Genomic DNA, 18655 nt, shown 5'->3' on the forward strand with positions numbered 1-18655 from the left:
CGGGTTTCTTTCTTTTTCTGCATAAAATGGTATGATTGACTATGTAGAACTTTATGAATAGGAGTGACAACAAATGACAATTGATTGGACAAAAGAAGTCGAAGCACGTAAAGACGACTTATTAGAAGATTTACAAAACTTATTACGGATCAACAGTGAACGTGATGATGCGCAAGCAACACCTGAAGCGCCCTTTGGACCTGGGCCAGTTGCTGGCTTAAAACACATGTTAGCGTATGGTGAACGTGATGGCTTTACGGTGAAAAATGTCGACAATTACGCTGGACACATTGAATATGGTGAAGGCGACGAAACGTTAGGGATTTTTGGTCATATGGACGTTGTTCCTGCTGGTGATGGTTGGGAAACAGATCCTTATGAACCAGTCATTAAAGATGGCAAAATTTATGCACGTGGTGCAAGCGATGATAAAGGTCCAAGTATGGCTGCTTATTACGCAATGAAAATTATCAAAGAATTAGGCTTACCCGTGTCTAAAAAAATTCGCTTCGTAGTAGGAAGTGACGAAGAAAGCGGCTGGGGCGACATGGATTACTATTTCCAACATGAAGAAGCACCAGACTTTGGTTTCTCACCAGATGCTGAGTTCCCAATTATTAATGGGGAAAAAGGAAATGTGACTATTCGTTTAACTTTCCGAGGCGGTAACGGCGCTGATTATAAATTAGAAAGCTTCAAATCTGGCTTACGTGAAAACATGGTTCCGGGAACAGCAGATGCTGTTGTAACGGCTGCTTCAGCAGACGAAGCGGCTTCACTAGCTGCTAGCTTTGAAACATTCATCAAACAAGAAGCAAAAATTTCAGGTAACGCAGAACTTTCAGATAAAACAGTGACTTTCCATGTAGTTGGTAAAGGTGCTCACGGGGCTAGCCCACAATCTGGAATTAACGCAGCGACTTTCTTGGCAACTTTCTTAAATGATTACAGCTTTGCAGAAGGCGCATATAGCTTTATTAATACCATTGCTGAATTTATCCATGAAGATTTTTATGGCGAAAAATTAGGTGTGGCTTTTGAAGACGAAAAAATGGGTAAATTGACAATGAACGCTGGGATTGTTAACTTTGATCCAGAAAATCCTGAAAATAGCTTAGTAACATTAAACTTCCGCTATCCAAAAGGAACTTCAGCAGAAGAATTACAAGCAAAAGTTCAAGCAACAGTCGGTGAAACGGTCACTGCAACACAAGGAGATCGCAACCAAGAACCGCATTATGTGCCAGTTGATGATCCATTGGTGGCAACGTTACTACAAGTTTACGAAGACCATACAGGCGAAAAAGGCCAAGAACAAATCATTGGTGGCGGTACTTATGGCCGCTTATTAAAACGTGGCGTTGCCTATGGCGCAATGTTCCCTGGCTACACAGACACAATGCACCAAGCCAACGAATTTATGGAATTAGATGACTTATTCCGAGCAGCTGCTATTTATGCAGATGCGATTTATCGTTTAGCGAAGTAAAGTAAAAAAGCTGTTTTCGATTTTCGAAAACAGCTTTTTTTGCAATTTTTGCCTTTTAAAAACCCAAAATCAGAACCGTCAATTTACTGAAAATTTCTTGCAAATCAAGGGATCCCACGATACGATAAATAGGAGAAAACGCAATGAGTGAAACACTTATTGTTAACTATTTAATCAAAGGACGTGTGAAGATGAACGTAGAAGAACTAGTTCAAAAAGCAAAAGATTTAATTGGAGAAGGCAACGTGGAACATGCGCAACAATTCATTGAAGAACATAAAGATGAATTAGGCGAACACTATCATAAAATTACAGCGATGTTAGCTGATACAACGACCGATGGTTTGTTTGATAAAATTAAAGGATTGTTTCAATAGTTGGAAAAAATCTGAGATAAAAGTGGAGGCTGAGACAAAATTGTTTAGCTCCAAGAACCAAGAAGGTACGATGATTTCATCTGTTCATGCTTCACAGTGAAACATTGCAACTCTCGCCGTTTAACAGTTTTTGAGCGTGGAGCAAAAATCCAAAGTGATTTTTGTCCCACGCTCTTCTTTTTTTATTTAACTTTTAACCATTGTTTTGGCAACACATATGCAATTGGATTAAAAAGATAATCCGCTCCCCGTTTCACCACAGGCATATTCGTAATAGCTAAAATGAAGAGGGCTAAGAAGAAAAGTGCCAGGATTCGGAAAGTAAACCATTCTTTAAAGAGTGTGTCTAATTGCAAACCACTTTCCAACAGAATAATTAAGGGCATATGCAAGAGATAAGGGTAGAGGGTATCTTTTCCGAGGGCGCTTAAAGGTAACTTTCGTTTAGGCAATAATGCAAACCAAGAAAGAGACACCAATGCTGCAGCAACGTAAAAGAACAGCTGAATGAAACTACTGTATTCAAAGGCCGGACTAATTTCAGCGTAGGAAGCCCAACCAGTTAAGAAGCCCCAAAATTTCGTTGCCAATGACCATTGACTATTTACAAATAAAAAGGAGCTTAAAATTACGCCTATCGCTGCCCATTTGACTTTGCGATGATCTAAAAAGGTTTGTAGCTTTTGAATATCCATTAAGTAGCCACAATAAAAGAAAGGAAAGAAGCCCAGAGTCCGTCCTAAAGACAAGAAACCTTCCACAGGCAAATAGCCTGAGGCGCAGCCGATAACAATGATGATGGGCAACATGATTTTCGGCTGAACGCGCTGAAGAAAGATGGTAATTAAGTAGAAACTTGCTAAGGAAAGTAAGTACCAAGGAACGCCCGTTTCGTTCAGTAAATCAAAATTCATTTTATTTGCAAAGGCGAAATTAGCAAGCGTAATCAACAACTTCGCTAAGAGATAAAGCCAAACAAAGGAAAGTAAACGGAGATATTTTCGTTGTTTAATGGCATGTTTACTAAAGAGTCCAGAGACAAAAATAAAGGCTGGCATATGGAATGAATAGATCCAAAAGTTGATCGTTTCCATGAGTCGTGAAGGAGAAGCTTCACGATCTAAAATATGCCCAAAAATCACTAAGAAAATTAAAAAAAGTTTCACGTTGTCCCATTTATAAATTCGCTTGTCGTTTTCCATAACGATCACTCCTTTTAGTAGAAAACAGTTCACTTTTGTTTAAGGCAGAAGAGGACAATTTTTCCATTCATTGAGTAGATAATTGTAGATACGAACCGGCAGCCGTTAAATGAGCCCCCACATACTTGCGCTTAAAACAAAAAATTAGGCAGGATGTTAGTCTTAAATTATACTGAAAGAGTGACGATCCTCCAAAGATTTTGTTTATTAAGAAGTGAAAGATGCGGTGAAAATAAATGATAAAATTTCAAAATGTTTCAAAAGTATATCAAGAAAATGCCGTTTTGTCCGATGTGAATTTAACAATTCAACAAGGCGAATTTTTTGTATTAGTAGGGCCGAGTGGTAGTGGAAAAACGACGACTTTGAAAATGATTAATCGGCTCATTGAGCCAACGACAGGTGAAGTGGCTCTCAATGAACAAGCGGTAACCAACTACCCTTTACGTGAATTACGACTAAAAATTGGCTATGTTCTTCAGCAAATTGCCTTATTTCCTAACTTAACCGTGGCGGAAAATATTGAGTTGATTCCTGAAATGAAAAAATGGCCCAAAGAGCAACGCAGAGAGCGAACCATTGAACTATTGAAAAAAGTTCAGCTGAATCCTGAGGAATATCTGCATCGTAAGCCAGCAGCGCTTTCAGGAGGCGAACAACAACGTATCGGGATTTTACGCGCCATTGCAGCCGAACCAGAAGTGATTTTAATGGATGAACCTTTTAGCGCGCTAGATCCGATTTCAAGACATCATCTTCAACGTTTGGTGAAAGAACTTCATCAGGAGTTAGCGAGTACCATTGTTTTTGTGACCCATGATATGAATGAAGCTTTACTGTTAGGAGAGCGCATCTGTATTATGGACGCTGGCAAAATTATTCAAGTTGATACGCCAGAAGCCATTCAAAAACATCCGAAAAATAATTTTGTCGGTCAATTTTTCAAACAATCTTCGCCAGAACTAGCGAACTATTGTGGCGCTGACTTGACTGCATTTTTAGAAGCCGCAGATGAGACGATTGAGTCAGTGCCGACTGTTTTCATGGAAACTAATTTAAAAGAGATTGTCCAACTCATTAATGCGCAAGAGAAAGCAAATTTAGTAGAAAAACAACAAGTTTTAGGGTGTATCACCTCAAAAACGATTACTCGTTTTATGGAACAGCTGTTGGAAAGCGAGGGACAGTAGATGCAAGCACTGATTGAAACTTTTTTCGCTCGAAAAGAAGAATATCTGCAAGCGTTAATCGAGCATATGCAATTGTCCTTTATTTCGTTATTATTCGCTGCGTTGATTGCAATTCCTTTAGCCATTTATTTAACGAGTCATCGTAAGTTAGCGGAAAGTCTGTTACAAGTGACTGGGATTTTCCAAACAATCCCTTCTTTAGCTTTGCTAGGCTTACTGATTCCGTTAATTGGTATTGGTCGACCACCGGCAATTGTTGCGCTAGTGATTTATGCCTTATTCCCAATTTTACAAAACACCTATACTGGTTTGACGGAAATTGATCCTTCGTTAGAAGAAGCCGCAGAAGCATTTGGGATGAGTAAAAAAGAAAAACTGTTCAAGTTTGAGTTACAAATGGCATTACCATTTATTATTTCTGGGATTCGAACGGCTACCGTTTTAATTATTGGTACGGCCACGTTGGCAGCGTTAATTGGAGCAGGTGGTTTAGGGACCTTCATTTTATTAGGAATTGATCGAAATAATTTATCGTTGATTTTTATTGGAGCCATTTCATCGGCTGCACTAGCAGTCTTATTTAATTATGGAATTCATTGGTTGGAAAAAGCGAATGGGCGGCGACTAATCATTGGCGGTACTATTTTAGGCCTTTTGTTAGGTGGTTCATTTTTCTGGAATCAACAAACTTCTTCAAAGGAAAAACAGCTAACAATTGCTGGCAAATTAGGAGCGGAACCAGATATTATTATTAATATGTATAAAGCCTTAATTGAAGAAAATAGCGATATTCAGGTGACGTTAAAGCCAAACTTTGGCAAGACTACTTTTTTATATAATGCCTTGAAATCAGATGAAATCGATCTTTATCCGGAATTTACAGGAACAGTGATCGAGACCTTTTTAAAAAATCCTCCTCAGCTAGACAATCAACCTCAAGTAGTCTATGAAGCGGCACGCGCTGGCTTGAAAAAACAAGAAAACCTTACTTTGTTGAAACCGATGCGCTATGAAAATACGTATGCCGTCGCAGTTAAGCGCTCATTTGCAAAAGCGCATCAATTAAAAACGATTAGTGATTTACAGAAAATTAGCAATCAGTTGAAAGCAGGTTTTACGTTAGAATTTATTGATCGGCAAGATGGTTATAAGGGATTACAAGAAAAATATCATTTAAATCTGAATGTCCAATCGATGGAACCGGCGTTACGCTATCAAGCGATTAATAATGGTGAGGTAAATGTGATTGATGCCTATTCAACGGATAGTGAATTGAGACAATACGATTTAGTAACGTTAGAAGATGATCAAGCGTTATTTCCGCCTTATCAAGGAGCACCACTTATTAAAACAGCAACGTTGGAAAAACATCCAGAATTAGCAGAAATATTGAATAAATTGGCAGGAAAAATTAGCGAAGAAGAAATGAGTGAAATGAATTATCAAGTCAATGTGGAAGGGCAAGATCCTAGCATAGTGGCGAAAGACTATTTAAAAGAAAAGAATCTTCTTAAATAAGTATTTTTTACTGAAAAAGACTGGTATATAAACATTTATCCAGTCTTTTTCAGATAAATAAAGAGTTTAATGTGAAAAGTACCTGTATTTTTACTCATTTTTGGATATAATAAAAGAAATGAATGGAGAGGAGTGGTCTATATGAAAAAAGCAGAACGCCAACGTTTGATTAAACAATTAATTATGCAACAAGAAATTGAAACACAAGATGAATTAATCACTCGTTTGGAAGAACTTGGCGTCCGAGCCACTCAAGCGACTGTTTCAAGAGATATCCGTGAAATGAGTATTGTTAAAACACATGGTGCAGATGGTCGTGTCAAATATGCAATTTTTTCTCAAGCACAAGGCACAAGCAGTGAAGAGAAATTAAGAGAATCAGTAAAAGATTCAGTTGTTCGAATGGAGCGAGTACAATTTATTGTCATCTTGCATACAGAGATGGGAAATGCCGATGTGGTGAGTAACTTTTTAGATGAAGTAGCTTATCCAGAAGTGGCGGGCACAGTGGCTGGTGCGGATACGATTATTGTGATTACACGTTCAGAAGAGGATGCGGAACACTTTATCGAACGCATCGAAAATATGATTTTTTAAAATTGAAAGCATCAATAGAAGGGAGTTTTTTTCTTGGTAGAATTGAAAGCGCTACAAAATGGTTCGGATATTCGGGGAATTGCTTTGGATACGGAAGAGCAAACTGCAACATTAACCGCAACAGCAGTAGCCGAAATTGCGGTGGGCGTGGTTCGTTGGTTACAGGATAAAAAACAGCTGCCACGAAAGGCACAACAGCGCCTGACAATTGCAATCGGACATGATAGTCGTCTAACGGCGGAGCCGATTAAGCAAGCATTAGTAGATACGTTTCTTTCATTAGGTATTCAGGTGATTGACGTTGGTTTAGCTACGACGCCTGCTATGTTTATGGCTACTCAATTTCCAACGCTTCAATGTGATGCAGCGATTATGATTACAGCTAGCCATTTGCCTTACTATTTTAATGGCTTGAAGTTCTTCACAGCAGAAGGTGGAGCAGAGAAAGAAGATATTCGGTATATTTTATCTCATACTGATCCGCTGACAGCCAATGAAAATGGCACACTGATGAAGCAAGAGTTACTGCCAATTTATGCGGAGCATTTGGTGGCAAAAATCCGCCAAGGAATTCATTCGCCCGAAGAGAAACCTTTACAGGGCTTTCGAATTATCGTTGATGCGGGTAATGGGGCTGGGGGCTTCTTTGCGGAGCAGGTTCTTCAAGTTTTGGGCGCTGATACGACGGGATCACAGTTTTTAGAACCAGATGGGCATTTTCCTAATCATGTACCTAATCCAGATAATTCTGAAGCAATGAAAAGTATTCAAACGGCTGTTTTAGCTAATCAAGCAGATTTGGGCATTATTTTTGATACAGATGTAGATCGTTCGGCCGTGGTGGACCAATCAGGTGAGGTACTAAACCGAAATAATTTAATTGCTGTTTTAGCGGCAATTGTTTTAAAAGAAGCGCCTGGTAGTTATATTGTGACAAATTCGCCAACCTCAAGTCATTTAAAAACATTTATTGAAGAAAAAGGCGGCCAACAGATTCGTTATATTTCTGGTTACCGAAATGTCATTAATAAAATGATTGAATTGAATCATGGGGGCTTTCAGACACCGTTAGCCATTGAAACCAGTGGTCATGCAGCGTTTCAAGAAAACTACAATCTGGATGATGGTGCATATGTCGTGGCGAAAATTTTAATGTTGTTACCAGAATTGAAACGAAATAATCAAACGTTAGGTGATCTAATTGCTACATTGAAGCAACCAGCAGAAACCAACGAATTTCGCTTCAAAATTACTGCGGAGAATGTTACTTGTTATGGGCAACAAGTCTTGCGAGACTTTGAATTGTTTGTAGAAAATCAAGCAGACTTTGCTGTGGACCGTGAAAACCAAGAAGGTGTTCGAGGAAACGTGTCTGGTCAATATGGCAGTGGGTGGTTTTTACTACGCTTAAGTCTGCATGAACCGTTGCTTGTTCTTCAGGTAGAGAATGACCAAAGCGATAAAAATGCGTGTGTCATCGAAAAAATTGCCACTTTTTTACAAAAATACGAGGAAATAGATAGTCAGCAAATAGAAAAATAATCTAGGAAATTAAAGGTGTTCTTATGGAAAATGTTTTAAAAGGAAAACACGTTGGCTTTTCTCATTTTAGAGAAGAATATATCGAACATATTGCAAAGCAGCAATGGGATAATGAATTGCTTCGGCATTTGAGCTGGGATGCTTTACATCCGTGGGGGCTTGAAGAATGGAAAGATTTCACAATTAATAAAGGAGAAGATGATCGATTTCTATTTGCTATTTTAGAAAATACGACAGAGGAATTTATTGGTTGGGTTTCGTTGTCTGATGTACAGTTGAAAAATAGAGGGGCCAATTTAGGGATTGCTATTTTACAAAAAGAGCAACGTGGTCAAGGATATGGCTTTGAGGCGGTGTCTTTAATTTGTAAATTTGCTTTTTATGAATTGGGCTTGCACAAAATCAGATTAGCTGTCAATAGTAACAATCAAAACGCGATTCATGTTTATGAAAAAGTAGGCTTCAAAAAAGAAGGAATTGATAGAGAAGCGTTATTTCAAGATGGCCAATGGCTGGATATCTACAATTACGGAATTTTACAAAAAGAGTGGCTACAAATGATTAAGGCTGAGAGTTAGCTCAGGAACTGTTTAACACCAAGACACTGAGCAAACGCAGATATGCCGTTCTCAGCAGTGAATGTGCGGTAAAATAAAAAAGCAGAAGAAATCGGCGGTTACCGTCCAATTTCTTCTGTTTTTTTACCATAGGCCAGGCGCTGCAGTCACAACGATTTGTTTTTTTGTAAACGGATGGAGTAAATGAAGTTGTGAAGCATGGAGCATTAAACGAGCTGCCTGCGATTTTGGGTTGTATAACGGATCACCAATAATTGGATGCCCTTCGCTAGCTAAATGGACCCGAATTTGGTGCGTCCGACCTGTTTCTAAAACACAGGTAACTGCGGTTTGATTGTTAGAAAGAGTTTGGACCACTTGGACATGTGTAATCGCTGAATCCCCTTTTTGAGGATCAATCCGTCGTTTCCGGCGATCATGTCGATCACGACCGATCGGCTGATTGATTGTCTGCTCTTTTTGGTTAAAGTGACCAGCTACAATCGCTTGATATTGGCGGTAAATTTGTTTTGTTTCTAATAAACGCCCTAAAATAGGTAAGACAAAAGGATTTTTAGCAAAGACAATCGCACCACTGGTTTCTTTATCTAATCGATGAACGACATAAGGGACCTGATTTTTTTCGGCTAAATAGGCAGCAACATGATTTAACAAGGTGTCTGTTTCCTGTGGCTGATTTGGATGGGTTTTAATGCCATAAGGTTTATTTACAATCATTAAATGTTCATCTTCATATAGAACTTTCACATGCGTTGCTTCCCCCAAATGAATAGTGGGACGTACATAATCGGTTTCTTCAAACGTTAAGGTGACACAATCGCCAGCTTGGACTGGAAAATGAAAAGCAGCTGTTTCTCCGTTGATTTTGACATTTTTTCGCGTGCGTAAAAAATGGCGCACTTTTCGAGGGACTAGCCACTCATTTTCTAATAGTTCTTTTACAGTCATTGTTGAAAAATTTTCAGGTAATCTCATTGAATATTCCACCAAATCCCACCTTTCACTGATTCGCTATTTAGTGTAACAAAGCTACTAAAAAGGTCAAGTCAGAACGGAAAAAAAGCTGAAATTTGTTAGAAAGGCAGTTCCTTGAGAGATTCTTAAACAAATTTACATAAAAAACGAAGAAAAGCATGATAGAATAGAGGCTAAATAAAGACTCGTTTCTAAGCGTAAGCAATTATTTACCTCTAGTGAAGGCCACATTTCCTTTGCTACAGCGAAAAGACCATTGAAATTGTTTTTCAAGAATTTTTCATGCTTTAGACCTAGGTCGTACCCACAAGAATATGGTAGACTTAGCCAAGAAACGTAAACAGAGGGAGTACTATGGACAATCTTAAACAATTTTTTAGTAAAGTCGGTGTCGGATTACGTCATTTTTGGACGTGGATAAAGCCTTATTTAATACAATTCCATCAAGCCAGAAAGCGGATTTGGAAAAAGTATCAAATCAATAAAATTTTCTTGTTAATTGGTTTGGTAGTCGCTTTAGGTGCCAGTATTTATTTATTTTACTTAGCCAAGTCCGCAAACGTTGAGACCCTAAAATCGGGGCTAAGTGAATCAACACGCGTTTATGATGAATCAGGAAAAGAAGTCGGAAAATTATTCGGACAAAAAGGGACTTTTGTGGAACTGGATAATATTTCTCCTTATATTCAAGATGCGGTTATTTCAACTGAAGATCGCGGGTTTTATCAACATAAAGGGTATTCCATCAAAGGGATTGCCCGTGCGGTTGTTGGAAAATTGACCTTCGGGAAAATCGGTGGCGGTGGTGGCGGAAGTACAATTACGCAGCAATTAGCCAAAAATGCTTACTTAACGCAAGAACAAACGTTAGATAGGAAAGCCAGAGAATTATTCTTAGCGATTGAAATCGAAAAGAAATATTCGAAAAAAGATATCTTGGCAATGTATTTAAATAATTCTTATTTTGGTAATGGTGTCTGGGGCGTGCAAGATGCAGCTCGTAAATATTTTGGCGTGGATGCGTCTCAAGTTACAGTGGGGGAAGCCGCAACGCTAGCGGGCATGTTAAAAGGGCCAGGAATTTATAACCCAATTGATTACATTGACAATGCCACAGCGCGACGGAATACCGTTTTACAACTAATGGTCGACAATAAAAAACTATCTCAAGAAGAAGCCAATCAAGAAGCGAGTGTTAACTTAGCGAGTCTATTAAATGACACCTATGTTGGCGACGAAAATAGTTACAAATATCCATATTATTTTGATGCGGTAATTGATGAAGCAGTCAATCGTTATAAATTTAAAGAAGAAGATATTTTAAATAAGGGCTACAAGATTTACACTTCTTTAAATCAGGAGTATCAAGATGCGATGGACGCAACTTATAAAAATGATGCACTATTTCCACCCAATGCAGAAGATGGTGCCATGGTTCAAAGTGGCTCTGTAGCCATTGATCCGAAAACCGGCGGCGTGCAAGCACTGGTGGGCGGTCGAGGAGAACACGTTTATCGAGGCTTTAACTTTGCAACGCAAACAAAACGTTCACCAGGCTCGTCCTTAAAACCAATTTCTGTCTATACACCAGCTTTAGAGGCTGGCTATAAACCAGACTCTGTTTTAGAAGATAAACCACAAGATTATTATCCAGCGCAAAACTATAGCCGCACGTACAGTGGAGAAGTTCCTATGTACCAAGCCTTAGGAGAAAGCTTAAATTTACCAGCGGTATGGTTATTACATCAAATTGGTTTAGATAAAGGCTATGAAAAAACAGAGAAATTTGGCATTCCATTATCAGAAAAAGATCGATATTATGGTTTAGCACTTGGGGGATTACAAACGGGTGTTTCGCCACTAACCATGGCGGGAGCTTATAGTGCCTTTGCCAATGAAGGCTATAAAACTGAAACGCATTTAATTACAAAAATCGTCGACTCAACTGGCGCAATTGTAGTTGATAATACGAAAGTCAAGAAAGAGCAAGTCATTACCAAAGATGTTGCAGATGGGATTACAAGTATGCTACTAGGGGTCTTTAGTTCTGGGAGCGGGGTCAACGCACAACCAGCAGGCTACGTAATGGCTGGTAAAACAGGTACGACAGAAACCAACTTCGATAGTAGTAAAACGAACGATCAGTGGGTGATTGGCTATACACCAGAAGTTGTCATTGCTACTTGGTTAGGCTTCCAAGAAACCAGTAAAACCCATTATCTGGAAGGTAGTAGCGCCACATATGCCTCTCAGGTGTTCAACAGTCAAGCCAGTGGCATCTTGCCACAAGTCAAACAAGCACAATTTCCTGTCGCGGATGCTTATGCCACAGGTGGGAAAGTTGTTGATAGCAACGATAGTTTAACCGGTGGTGCCAATTCTAATTGGCGGGATAACTTAAAAGACTTTGGAAACTCTGTTCAAGATGGCGCTAGCAATTTCGGAGATACATTGAATGAAGTTGGGGGACAAATTAAAGACGGCGCGAAAAAAGTCAAAGACAAGATTGAAGGAATTTTCGGAGGCTTATTAGGAAATTAGTTGGGAAAACCTAAGAGAAATGGTACAATAAAGATGAAACTATTGAGAAAAGAGGGATTCCATTGAGTAACATTTATGATACAGCCAATCAGATTGAACGTGAACTACGTGAGTTAGACGAATTTAAAGCATTACAAGCAGCGTATGAAGAAGTAAAAGCAGACGAAGCAGCTTACACATTGTTTAAAGAATTCCAAGGATTCCAACAAGGACTTCAAGAAAAACAAATGCGCGGTGAAGAATTCACGGATGAAGATGCTGAAAAAGCACAAAGCATTGCAACGAAAGTGCAAGAAACAGCAGTTATCAACGAATTAATGCAAAAAGAACAAGCGTTTAGCTTAGTTGTCAATGATTTAAACCGAATTATCATGACTCCTGTGCGTGATATGTATAACGATTAATTTATGTAATTGAACTCTGACAAGTTGTCTATAAGACAATTTGTCAGAGTTTTTCTTTTACTGAAAATAAAAAAACGAACAAATTTTCGTATGTTTTTACTGACCAAGCTGGCAGAAAATGATATGATAAAGGAAGGAGAAAAGGAGGGGAAACGATGAAACTATTGCATACAGCTGATTTACACATGGATCGGTCTTTTGAAGGGTTAACTGGGATCCCGACAGCCTTAGCGAAGCGCTTAAGAGAAGCTAATCAACAATTGTTAATGAACATCGTAACAGTTGCCATTCGAGAAGCGGTGGACTTGGTTATTTTTGCAGGAGATACGTTTCATCAAAGTCAGACCTCTATTTCAATGCAAGCCCAATTGATGGCCGCATTAGAACAGTTGAAACAAGCAGAAATCCCTGTGATTCTAACATTTGGGAATCATGATTACTATAAAAAAGACCGCTATTGGTTTTCTTTTCCAGACAATGTCTTTTTATTTGAAAAAGAAATGGTTGAGACACTGTATTTTGAAACGAAAGCGGGCGAACAAGTGGCTGTTTCAGGGTTTAGTTATGAGCATCCCTGGATTGATGAAAATAAAGCACTAGAATTTCCTATCAAACAAGCAGAATCTGACATTCATATTGGGATTTATCATGGAGACACCAGTCGGAAAGCGCAACAAAATTATGCTCCGTTTACATGGAAGGATTTAAAAGCCACTGGTTATAATTATTGGGCATTGGGCCATATTCATCAGCCGCAAATTGTTAGTGAACAACCGCTAATTGTTTATCCTGGAACACCTCAAGGTCATACGAAAAAAGAACAGTCTTTACAAGGGGTTGCAGTGGTCACACTTTCCCAAAATCAAGAGACTGTTCAATTTGAAAAAGTCGCAGAAATAGATTGGACGAATGAAGAAGTATCTCTTGCGCAATGCCGTGACACCCAAAGCGTTTTGTCTTATCTTGAAACCAGTTTGCTGACGAAGTGGCATGCGCATCAGCAACAGCAATTGATGGCGTTGACACTGAAAGAAACGCAACATTTGGATGTGACTGTGGTGCAAGCCATTGTCAATGGTGAACTATTAAGCTACTTACAGCAGCAGCTTTTACAAAAAACGCAAGGTGATTTTTTTGTTTATCGCCTACTATTGCAAGCAGAGGAACCAACGAAAGAACCGATTTATTTAGCCGCTAGTCCCAACTTATTAACGGCATTAGAAAAAACATACTTAGATCCAGTTATTTTTGAAGATACCACCAAGGAATTGTTACGTTATCCAGAATTTGCTGGAATTTTTTCAATGGATGAGCAGTGGCGATTAGAGAGCTTGCGCCTAGCACATGAGCAAATTAATGAAGACTTTACTATTCAGGAGGACCCACTATGAAATTACTTGCAGTAGAGATTGTGGGCTTTGGAAAATGGCAACAACAGAAAATTACATTTGAATCTGGTAATCAATTGCTGTACGGCGCAAATGAAGTTGGCAAGTCCACATTGTATCAATTCATTCAAGCAATGCTGTTTGGTTTTCCCACAAAGGGCAAAAGAAAACGCGATTACGCACCTAAAAATGGTGGTTCGTATGGTGGTCGTTTGTGGTTGGCACATCCTGTGTTTGGAGAAGTTCAAGTCGAGCGTTTTAAAGAAAAAAATAAAGGGCAAGCAATCATTTATTATCAACAACAAATGGGGGATGAAAAAACCTTACAGCAAATGTTACATCCGCTAACGAAAAAGTTATTTCAAGAGGTTTTTACTTTCCAACAAGAACAATTAATTACGAGTGACAAGTTGACAGAAGAGGAACTGCAAACATCCTTGTTAGCCATTGGTGTTTCTGGTAGTCAACAACTTTTGACTTACCGAAATGCGTACTTTAAAGAAGCACAAAAAATCTTTAAAGGTAAAGGACAGCAGCCATTACTCAATCAGAAGTTGGCGGCTTATCAAGAACTAAAAGAGCAAATTCAAGAGAAAGAAGCGCAGCAACAAACTTTTCAACAATTAGAAGAAACGATTCGCGAAACAGAACAACAGCGAGTGACACTGCAACAGCAATTAAAAGAAACGCAACAGGACTTGTTACAGGTTGCGGAACAGCAACGTCACTTTCCCTTGTACGAAGAATGGCAGTCGCTACCTGAAGAAACAGAGAACGTTGTTTTAGTAAAAGAAGACCAAGTTCAATTAGAAGAAACCTTTCAAGAATATATGTACCTAGATAAAGAACGACAACGTTTGACCAAAGAGTTATCTCTTCAGTCAGAAGCGCTCGATGTTCCAGAAGGCTATGCTTTTTACCTAGAACAAGAAGCATTGATTCAACAATTGTTGAATCAACGCTATGATATGCAACAATTGATGACGGAATCGGAATGGATGACCCAAACCTTTGAGCAAAATCGTCAAGAAATGGTCCTTTTAGAGAACGAATGGTCATGGTCGCCTGAACGACCACCACAGCTTTTCTATGACAACGAAACCGTTCAAAAGTGGCGCCAACAACAAGTTGCGTATACGCAAGCTCTTCAAAAAGGCCAAGAACAGAAAGCATTCTTGGCTTCTCAAATTGAAAATCTGGAAGACCAGTTAACGGATTTTGAAAAAGCGCATGCCGCATTTTTTGGTGAAGCGACGCGTGCCCAAAAAGCGCAGAAAACAAGTCAACCACTTTGGTTATTGCTAGGAAGTATCCTTGCATTACTCGGTTTCTTTTTGCCAAGCCCTTTAAAATGGGGCCTAGTTCTCGTGGGAGTTAGTCTTATCGCAAAAGAAGTGATTGGCTACGCCACTAGAAAAGAAGCTTCCTCTGATGAAGTGAAAGAAGAATGGCAGACGAAACTTTCGCAACTAGATTATTTAAATGAACAGTTCCAACAAGCGCTGAATCAAGAACGTGAGGCACAACTGCAAGTGGAACAACTTGAACAAGCAGTAGCGGAGCAAGCCCAACTCCATCAATTAGGAAAAATGAATCAAATTGATACTTTAATGAATCAGCGGGAATTGATTACGCGCTATTTATTGCTTGTTCAAACAAATGAAGAACTCATGAGTCAATTGAAGGAAAATCAACAAAAACGCCAAGTATTTGAAGAACAAATCTTCCCATTGATGACGCATTTACCCTTGCAAGGAAAGAGCCTTTCCGAAAAGTTACACTTTTTAGAAGGATTTGCTGAAGAAATGGAGAAAGTTCGCTTTGCTCAAGAGTATCAAGCAGATGGCTATCTCAAACAGCAGTTACGAGAGTTGAAAACTAAACAGCAAGAAGCGTTAACACGAATTCAGCCTTTACTAATTCGTTATCGGATTCTATCAATCGCTGATGTTCCAAGTAGGATTCAACAGCTGACCACTCAGCAAGCCCAAGTTGGTCGTGGACAAGAATTAGCGACGCAATTAGGTAATCTGTTTCCAGAAGCGGTAACAGAAGCAGCGTTAAAAGACCGTTCTTTACAACTGGCGCAGCAACAAGCACTGGAAGAAAGCCAGTTAGATAAAATACAAGAACAGTATCAAGCGCTGATTTATAAAAAACAACAATTAATGACGGATGGTACCTTAGATGAGTTGTATCAACGCCAAGCAATTTTAAAAGCGGAAATCAAAGAATTAGCTCAACGTTGGTCTGGGTATCAACTGGCGGGGCAACTGTTAATGGACCTATTAACAGAGCTTTCGGAACAACAATTGCCCAGCTTATTACAGTATGCATCAAGCTACTTTGCACTTTTAACAAGCCAGCGTTATCAATCAATCAAAGTAGCCGAAGGTCAACTAGTTGCGGTGACGAAAGAACAAGAAATGTTTTATTTACATGAATTATCAACTGGCACTAAAGATCAATTGATGATGGCTGTTCGTTTTGCCTTTTTAGCAGTCCAAGGCGAGCAACTGATTTGTCCAATTATCATTGATGATGGCTGGTTACACTATGATCATCAAAGAAAAGCCCAATTAGCTGAATTATTTACTAAGTTTGGTCAAAAACAGCAAGTCATTTGTTTTTCTTCTGACCAAGAAATGGTAAGCTATTATCAAGACTTACAACAAAGAGTAATTGCGTTAGAAGGAGGAAGCGTCAAGTGAAAAAATTACGTGAATTAACAGTAGAAGAACTTTTTGAATCATTTGTTCTAATTAAAAATGCCGATGTACGTGTAGCTAAAAATGGGAAAAAGTTTATTGCCTTTACCTTTCAAGACACATCTGGCACGATTGACGGAAAATATTGGGACGCCTCTGAGGATGAAATTACACGATTTACTGCGGGAAACGTTGTTTTACTGAATGGGAAACGAGAAGTTTATCAAAATAAACCCCAAGTAAAAATTTTACACATGCGTTTAGCGACAGCAGAGGAACCAAGCCAGCCAAGTTTATATATGGAACGAGCGCCTTTGAAAAAAGAAGAGATGGTTGAGGAAATCAATCAAGTGATTTTTGAAATTACCAATGCTCATTGGAATCGTATTGTGCGCTATCTCATGACGAAATACCAACAAGAATTTTATGAATTTCCTGCAGCTAAACGGAACCATCATGCTTTTGCGAATGGCTTAGCTTACCACACTGTCTCAATGTTGCGCCTAGGCAAAGCAATTGCTAAGGAATATCCTGAAATTAACACGTCACTATTATACGCGGGGATTATTTTACATGACTTAGGAAAAGTTTTAGAATTATCTGGTGCTATTACGACAGAATATACGGTGGCAGGGAACTTAATTGGTCATTTAGTTTTGGTGGATGAGGAAATTACCAAGGCGTGTTTGGCTTTGAAAATTGATGATCGAGAAGAAGACGTTGTCGTTCTTCGGCACATGGTCTTAGCCCACCATGGATTGTTGGAATATGGCTCACCTGTGCGACCAAGAATTATGGAAGCGGAAATCTTACATCAAATTGATACCATGGATGCGTCCATTCAAATGATGCTAGGGGCAATTCGTCAAACACAGCCTGGGGAGTATACGGAACGAATCTTTGGTTTAGATAACCGCAGTTTCTATGTTCCAAAAGATAAATAAAAAAAGGGAGTGGTCAATCGACCACTCTCTTTTTTATGCTTATTTAGAAGAAGATTCTGTTGTTTTGCTTGAAGAATCTGTTGCTTTTTCAGAGTCGCTTGTTTTGGTATCGCTTGTTTTAGAATCACTTGATTTTGATTCTTTTTTCTCTGAAGAAGCGCTTGAAGATTCAGTTTGCATGTAGCCTGCTAAAGCATTCTTGAAGGCATCATCTTTAATTTTCACATTGGCCGCTTTTAATTCGTCACTAATAACTTTTGCTTGGAATGTTTGATCGGCTAATTTTGTATCTTCAGCAATTTTCTTGATCTCTTTTTCATAAGGTTTCATGTCATTGCCTTTTGCTTTGTTTTTCGTCATTTTCACTACATAGTAAGTTGTTTGGTACGTTTGTGCGTTTGTTGCAGCAATTGGTTCTGATACTTCGCCGTCTTTTAGTTTGAAGGCAGCTTCTTTAACTTCGGCAGGAACAGTTGTTGATTGTGAATCAAATTTAATTTTACCGCCGTCTTTTTTCGTTGCAGCATCTGTTGATTTGTCTTTGGCAATTTTTGCAAAATCGCCGCCGTCAGTGATTTCTTTCTTGACAGCTTTTGCATCATCTTCTGAAGCAACTTGGATAATTTGTGCTTCTACTTCTGGATGGAAGCTTGCCCAAGCTGTTTTTAAGTCTTCATCTGTAATTTTCAAGTGATCTTTCAAACCTACTTGCATTGCTTCGGCTTGTTTTAATTGTTTCTTGAATGATTTTTCAGTTAAACCAGCTTGTGTTAGTGCATCAGAGAATTTTCCGCCTTGCGCTTCCACTTGTTTTTTAGCGTCATCAAATTTCTTTTGAATGGCTTTGTCAGTTACTTTGTCGCCATATTTTTCTTCAAAGACTTTATAAATAACCATTTGGCTAAACGCTTGTTGGCTCGTACTTTGTTCTTTAATTTGGTTATAAAAATCATCAACAGTAATTGTTGAACCTTTCATTGTTGCGATATCTTTTGAACCGCTTGAACACGCTGCTAAACTAAAAACGGCCATTGCGCCCGCTGCAGCTAAGATTAGTTTTTTCTTCATTCTCTTATGCACTCCTGTTTTTTTTAGTTTTATTTCTGTTATAACTATACCATACCTTATTTTGAAAAAGAAAGAGTCTCAGGCATAGTTTCAAACAAAATTCGTATTTACGTCACACTTTTTATTTTTTTAAT

At 38.8% G+C, this 18655-nt stretch carries 15 protein-coding genes; 12 read left to right on the top strand and 3 right to left on the bottom strand.

Translation table 11 applies throughout. The features are described from left to right. The first annotated feature begins 73 nt into the window (after nucleotides 1–73). Both pepV and IGL07_RS02380 read left to right on the top strand, forming a co-directional pair. Nucleotides 74–1489 (top strand): dipeptidase PepV, encoded by a 1416-nt coding sequence (gene pepV, locus IGL07_RS02375; protein ID WP_002358655.1) that lies wholly within the window; start codon nucleotides 74–76, stop codon nucleotides 1487–1489. 143 nt (nucleotides 1490–1632) lie between these two features. Then, nucleotides 1633–1866, top strand: coding sequence for a hypothetical protein (locus tag IGL07_RS02380; protein ID WP_002355504.1), 234 nt, complete (start codon nucleotides 1633–1635; stop codon nucleotides 1864–1866). A 182-nt stretch (nucleotides 1867–2048) separates the two neighbouring features. Here IGL07_RS02380 and IGL07_RS02385 read toward each other — a convergent pair whose 3' ends face one another. After that, on the bottom strand, nucleotides 2049–3068 hold the full coding sequence (locus tag IGL07_RS02385) for an acyltransferase family protein (RefSeq protein ID WP_002355505.1): 1020 nt from the start codon (nucleotides 3066–3068) through the stop codon (nucleotides 2049–2051). A 236-nt stretch (nucleotides 3069–3304) separates the two neighbouring features. Here IGL07_RS02385 and IGL07_RS02390 point away from each other — a divergent pair, with 236 nt between their 5' ends. From IGL07_RS02390 to IGL07_RS02410, 5 genes are all read left to right on the top strand, one after another. After that, entirely contained in the window at nucleotides 3305–4258 is a 954-nt protein-coding gene (locus tag IGL07_RS02390; RefSeq protein ID WP_010711996.1) for an ABC transporter ATP-binding protein, read from the top strand. Continuing rightward, entirely contained in the window at nucleotides 4259–5776 is a 1518-nt protein-coding gene (locus IGL07_RS02395; protein ID WP_010817036.1) for an ABC transporter permease/substrate-binding protein, read from the top strand. A 141-nt stretch (nucleotides 5777–5917) separates the two neighbouring features. Next, complete coding sequence (argR, locus tag IGL07_RS02400; RefSeq protein ID WP_002355509.1) at nucleotides 5918–6373, top strand: arginine repressor; 456 nt, start codon at nucleotides 5918–5920, stop codon at nucleotides 6371–6373. Between the two features lie 33 nt (nucleotides 6374–6406). Further along, complete coding sequence (locus IGL07_RS02405; RefSeq protein ID WP_010817037.1) at nucleotides 6407–7915, top strand: phosphoglucomutase/phosphomannomutase; 1509 nt, start codon at nucleotides 6407–6409, stop codon at nucleotides 7913–7915. A gap of 23 nt (nucleotides 7916–7938) precedes the next feature. Then, on the top strand, nucleotides 7939–8493 hold the full coding sequence (locus IGL07_RS02410) for a GNAT family N-acetyltransferase (protein ID WP_002380085.1): 555 nt from the start codon (nucleotides 7939–7941) through the stop codon (nucleotides 8491–8493). 123 nt (nucleotides 8494–8616) lie between these two features. On the opposite strand, the gene IGL07_RS02415 is transcribed toward IGL07_RS02410, so the two are convergent. Beyond that, nucleotides 8617–9480 carry an RluA family pseudouridine synthase gene (locus tag IGL07_RS02415; protein ID WP_002381243.1) on the bottom strand — a complete coding sequence of 288 codons (864 nt, stop codon included), beginning with the start codon at nucleotides 9478–9480 and terminating at the stop codon, nucleotides 8617–8619. 342 nt (nucleotides 9481–9822) lie between these two features. Here IGL07_RS02415 and IGL07_RS02420 point away from each other — a divergent pair, with 342 nt between their 5' ends. The 5 genes from IGL07_RS02420 (at nucleotide 9823) to IGL07_RS02440 (ending at nucleotide 17453) form a co-directional block, all read left to right on the top strand. Then, nucleotides 9823–12009 carry a PBP1A family penicillin-binding protein gene (locus IGL07_RS02420; protein WP_010817038.1) on the top strand — a complete coding sequence of 729 codons (2187 nt, stop codon included), beginning with the start codon at nucleotides 9823–9825 and terminating at the stop codon, nucleotides 12007–12009. A gap of 62 nt (nucleotides 12010–12071) precedes the next feature. Beyond that, on the top strand, nucleotides 12072–12413 hold the full coding sequence (locus IGL07_RS02425; protein WP_002355518.1) for a YlbF family regulator: 342 nt from the start codon (nucleotides 12072–12074) through the stop codon (nucleotides 12411–12413). Nucleotides 12414–12568: 155 nt separating this feature from the next. Next, nucleotides 12569–13804 carry a metallophosphoesterase family protein gene (locus IGL07_RS02430; protein WP_010817039.1) on the top strand — a complete coding sequence of 412 codons (1236 nt, stop codon included), beginning with the start codon at nucleotides 12569–12571 and terminating at the stop codon, nucleotides 13802–13804. Then, nucleotides 13801–16512, top strand: coding sequence for an ATP-binding protein (locus tag IGL07_RS02435; RefSeq protein WP_010817040.1), 2712 nt, complete (start codon nucleotides 13801–13803; stop codon nucleotides 16510–16512). The genes IGL07_RS02430 and IGL07_RS02435 overlap by 4 nt, the downstream gene beginning before the upstream one ends. Further along, on the top strand, nucleotides 16509–17453 hold the full coding sequence (locus tag IGL07_RS02440) for a 3'-5' exoribonuclease YhaM family protein (RefSeq protein ID WP_002355522.1): 945 nt from the start codon (nucleotides 16509–16511) through the stop codon (nucleotides 17451–17453). The genes IGL07_RS02435 and IGL07_RS02440 overlap by 4 nt, the downstream gene beginning before the upstream one ends. A 39-nt stretch (nucleotides 17454–17492) precedes the next feature. Here the strand turns inward: IGL07_RS02440 and IGL07_RS02445 are convergent, their stop codons facing one another. Continuing rightward, nucleotides 17493–18521, bottom strand: a complete 1029-nt coding sequence (locus IGL07_RS02445; RefSeq protein ID WP_010716801.1) for a peptidylprolyl isomerase — start codon at nucleotides 18519–18521, stop codon at nucleotides 17493–17495. Between the last annotated feature and the right edge of the window lie 134 nt (nucleotides 18522–18655).

This window comes from Enterococcus sp. DIV1368f (genome assembly GCF_051712245.1).
Classification (GTDB): Bacteria; Bacillota; Bacilli; order Lactobacillales; family Enterococcaceae; genus Enterococcus; species Enterococcus faecalis.

Excerpts from the sequence above, each read along its gene's own strand:
- pepV (WP_002358655.1), top strand. The coding sequence starts at position 74 with ATGACAATTGATTGGACAAAAGAAGTCGAAGCACGTAAAGACGACTTA.
- IGL07_RS02380 (WP_002355504.1), top strand. The coding sequence starts at position 1,633 with ATGAGTGAAACACTTATTGTTAACTATTTAATCAAAGGACGTGTGAAG.
- IGL07_RS02385 (WP_002355505.1), bottom strand. The coding sequence starts at position 3,068 with ATGGAAAACGACAAGCGAATTTATAAATGGGACAACGTGAAACTTTTT.
- IGL07_RS02390 (WP_010711996.1), top strand. The coding sequence starts at position 3,305 with ATGATAAAATTTCAAAATGTTTCAAAAGTATATCAAGAAAATGCCGTT.
- IGL07_RS02395 (WP_010817036.1), top strand. The coding sequence starts at position 4,259 with ATGCAAGCACTGATTGAAACTTTTTTCGCTCGAAAAGAAGAATATCTG.
- argR (WP_002355509.1), top strand. The coding sequence starts at position 5,918 with ATGAAAAAAGCAGAACGCCAACGTTTGATTAAACAATTAATTATGCAA.
- IGL07_RS02410 (WP_002380085.1), top strand. The coding sequence starts at position 7,939 with ATGGAAAATGTTTTAAAAGGAAAACACGTTGGCTTTTCTCATTTTAGA.
- IGL07_RS02420 (WP_010817038.1), top strand. The coding sequence starts at position 9,823 with ATGGACAATCTTAAACAATTTTTTAGTAAAGTCGGTGTCGGATTACGT.
- IGL07_RS02430 (WP_010817039.1), top strand. The coding sequence starts at position 12,569 with ATGAAACTATTGCATACAGCTGATTTACACATGGATCGGTCTTTTGAA.
- IGL07_RS02435 (WP_010817040.1), top strand. The coding sequence starts at position 13,801 with ATGAAATTACTTGCAGTAGAGATTGTGGGCTTTGGAAAATGGCAACAA.
- IGL07_RS02445 (WP_010716801.1), bottom strand. The coding sequence starts at position 18,521 with ATGAAGAAAAAACTAATCTTAGCTGCAGCGGGCGCAATGGCCGTTTTT.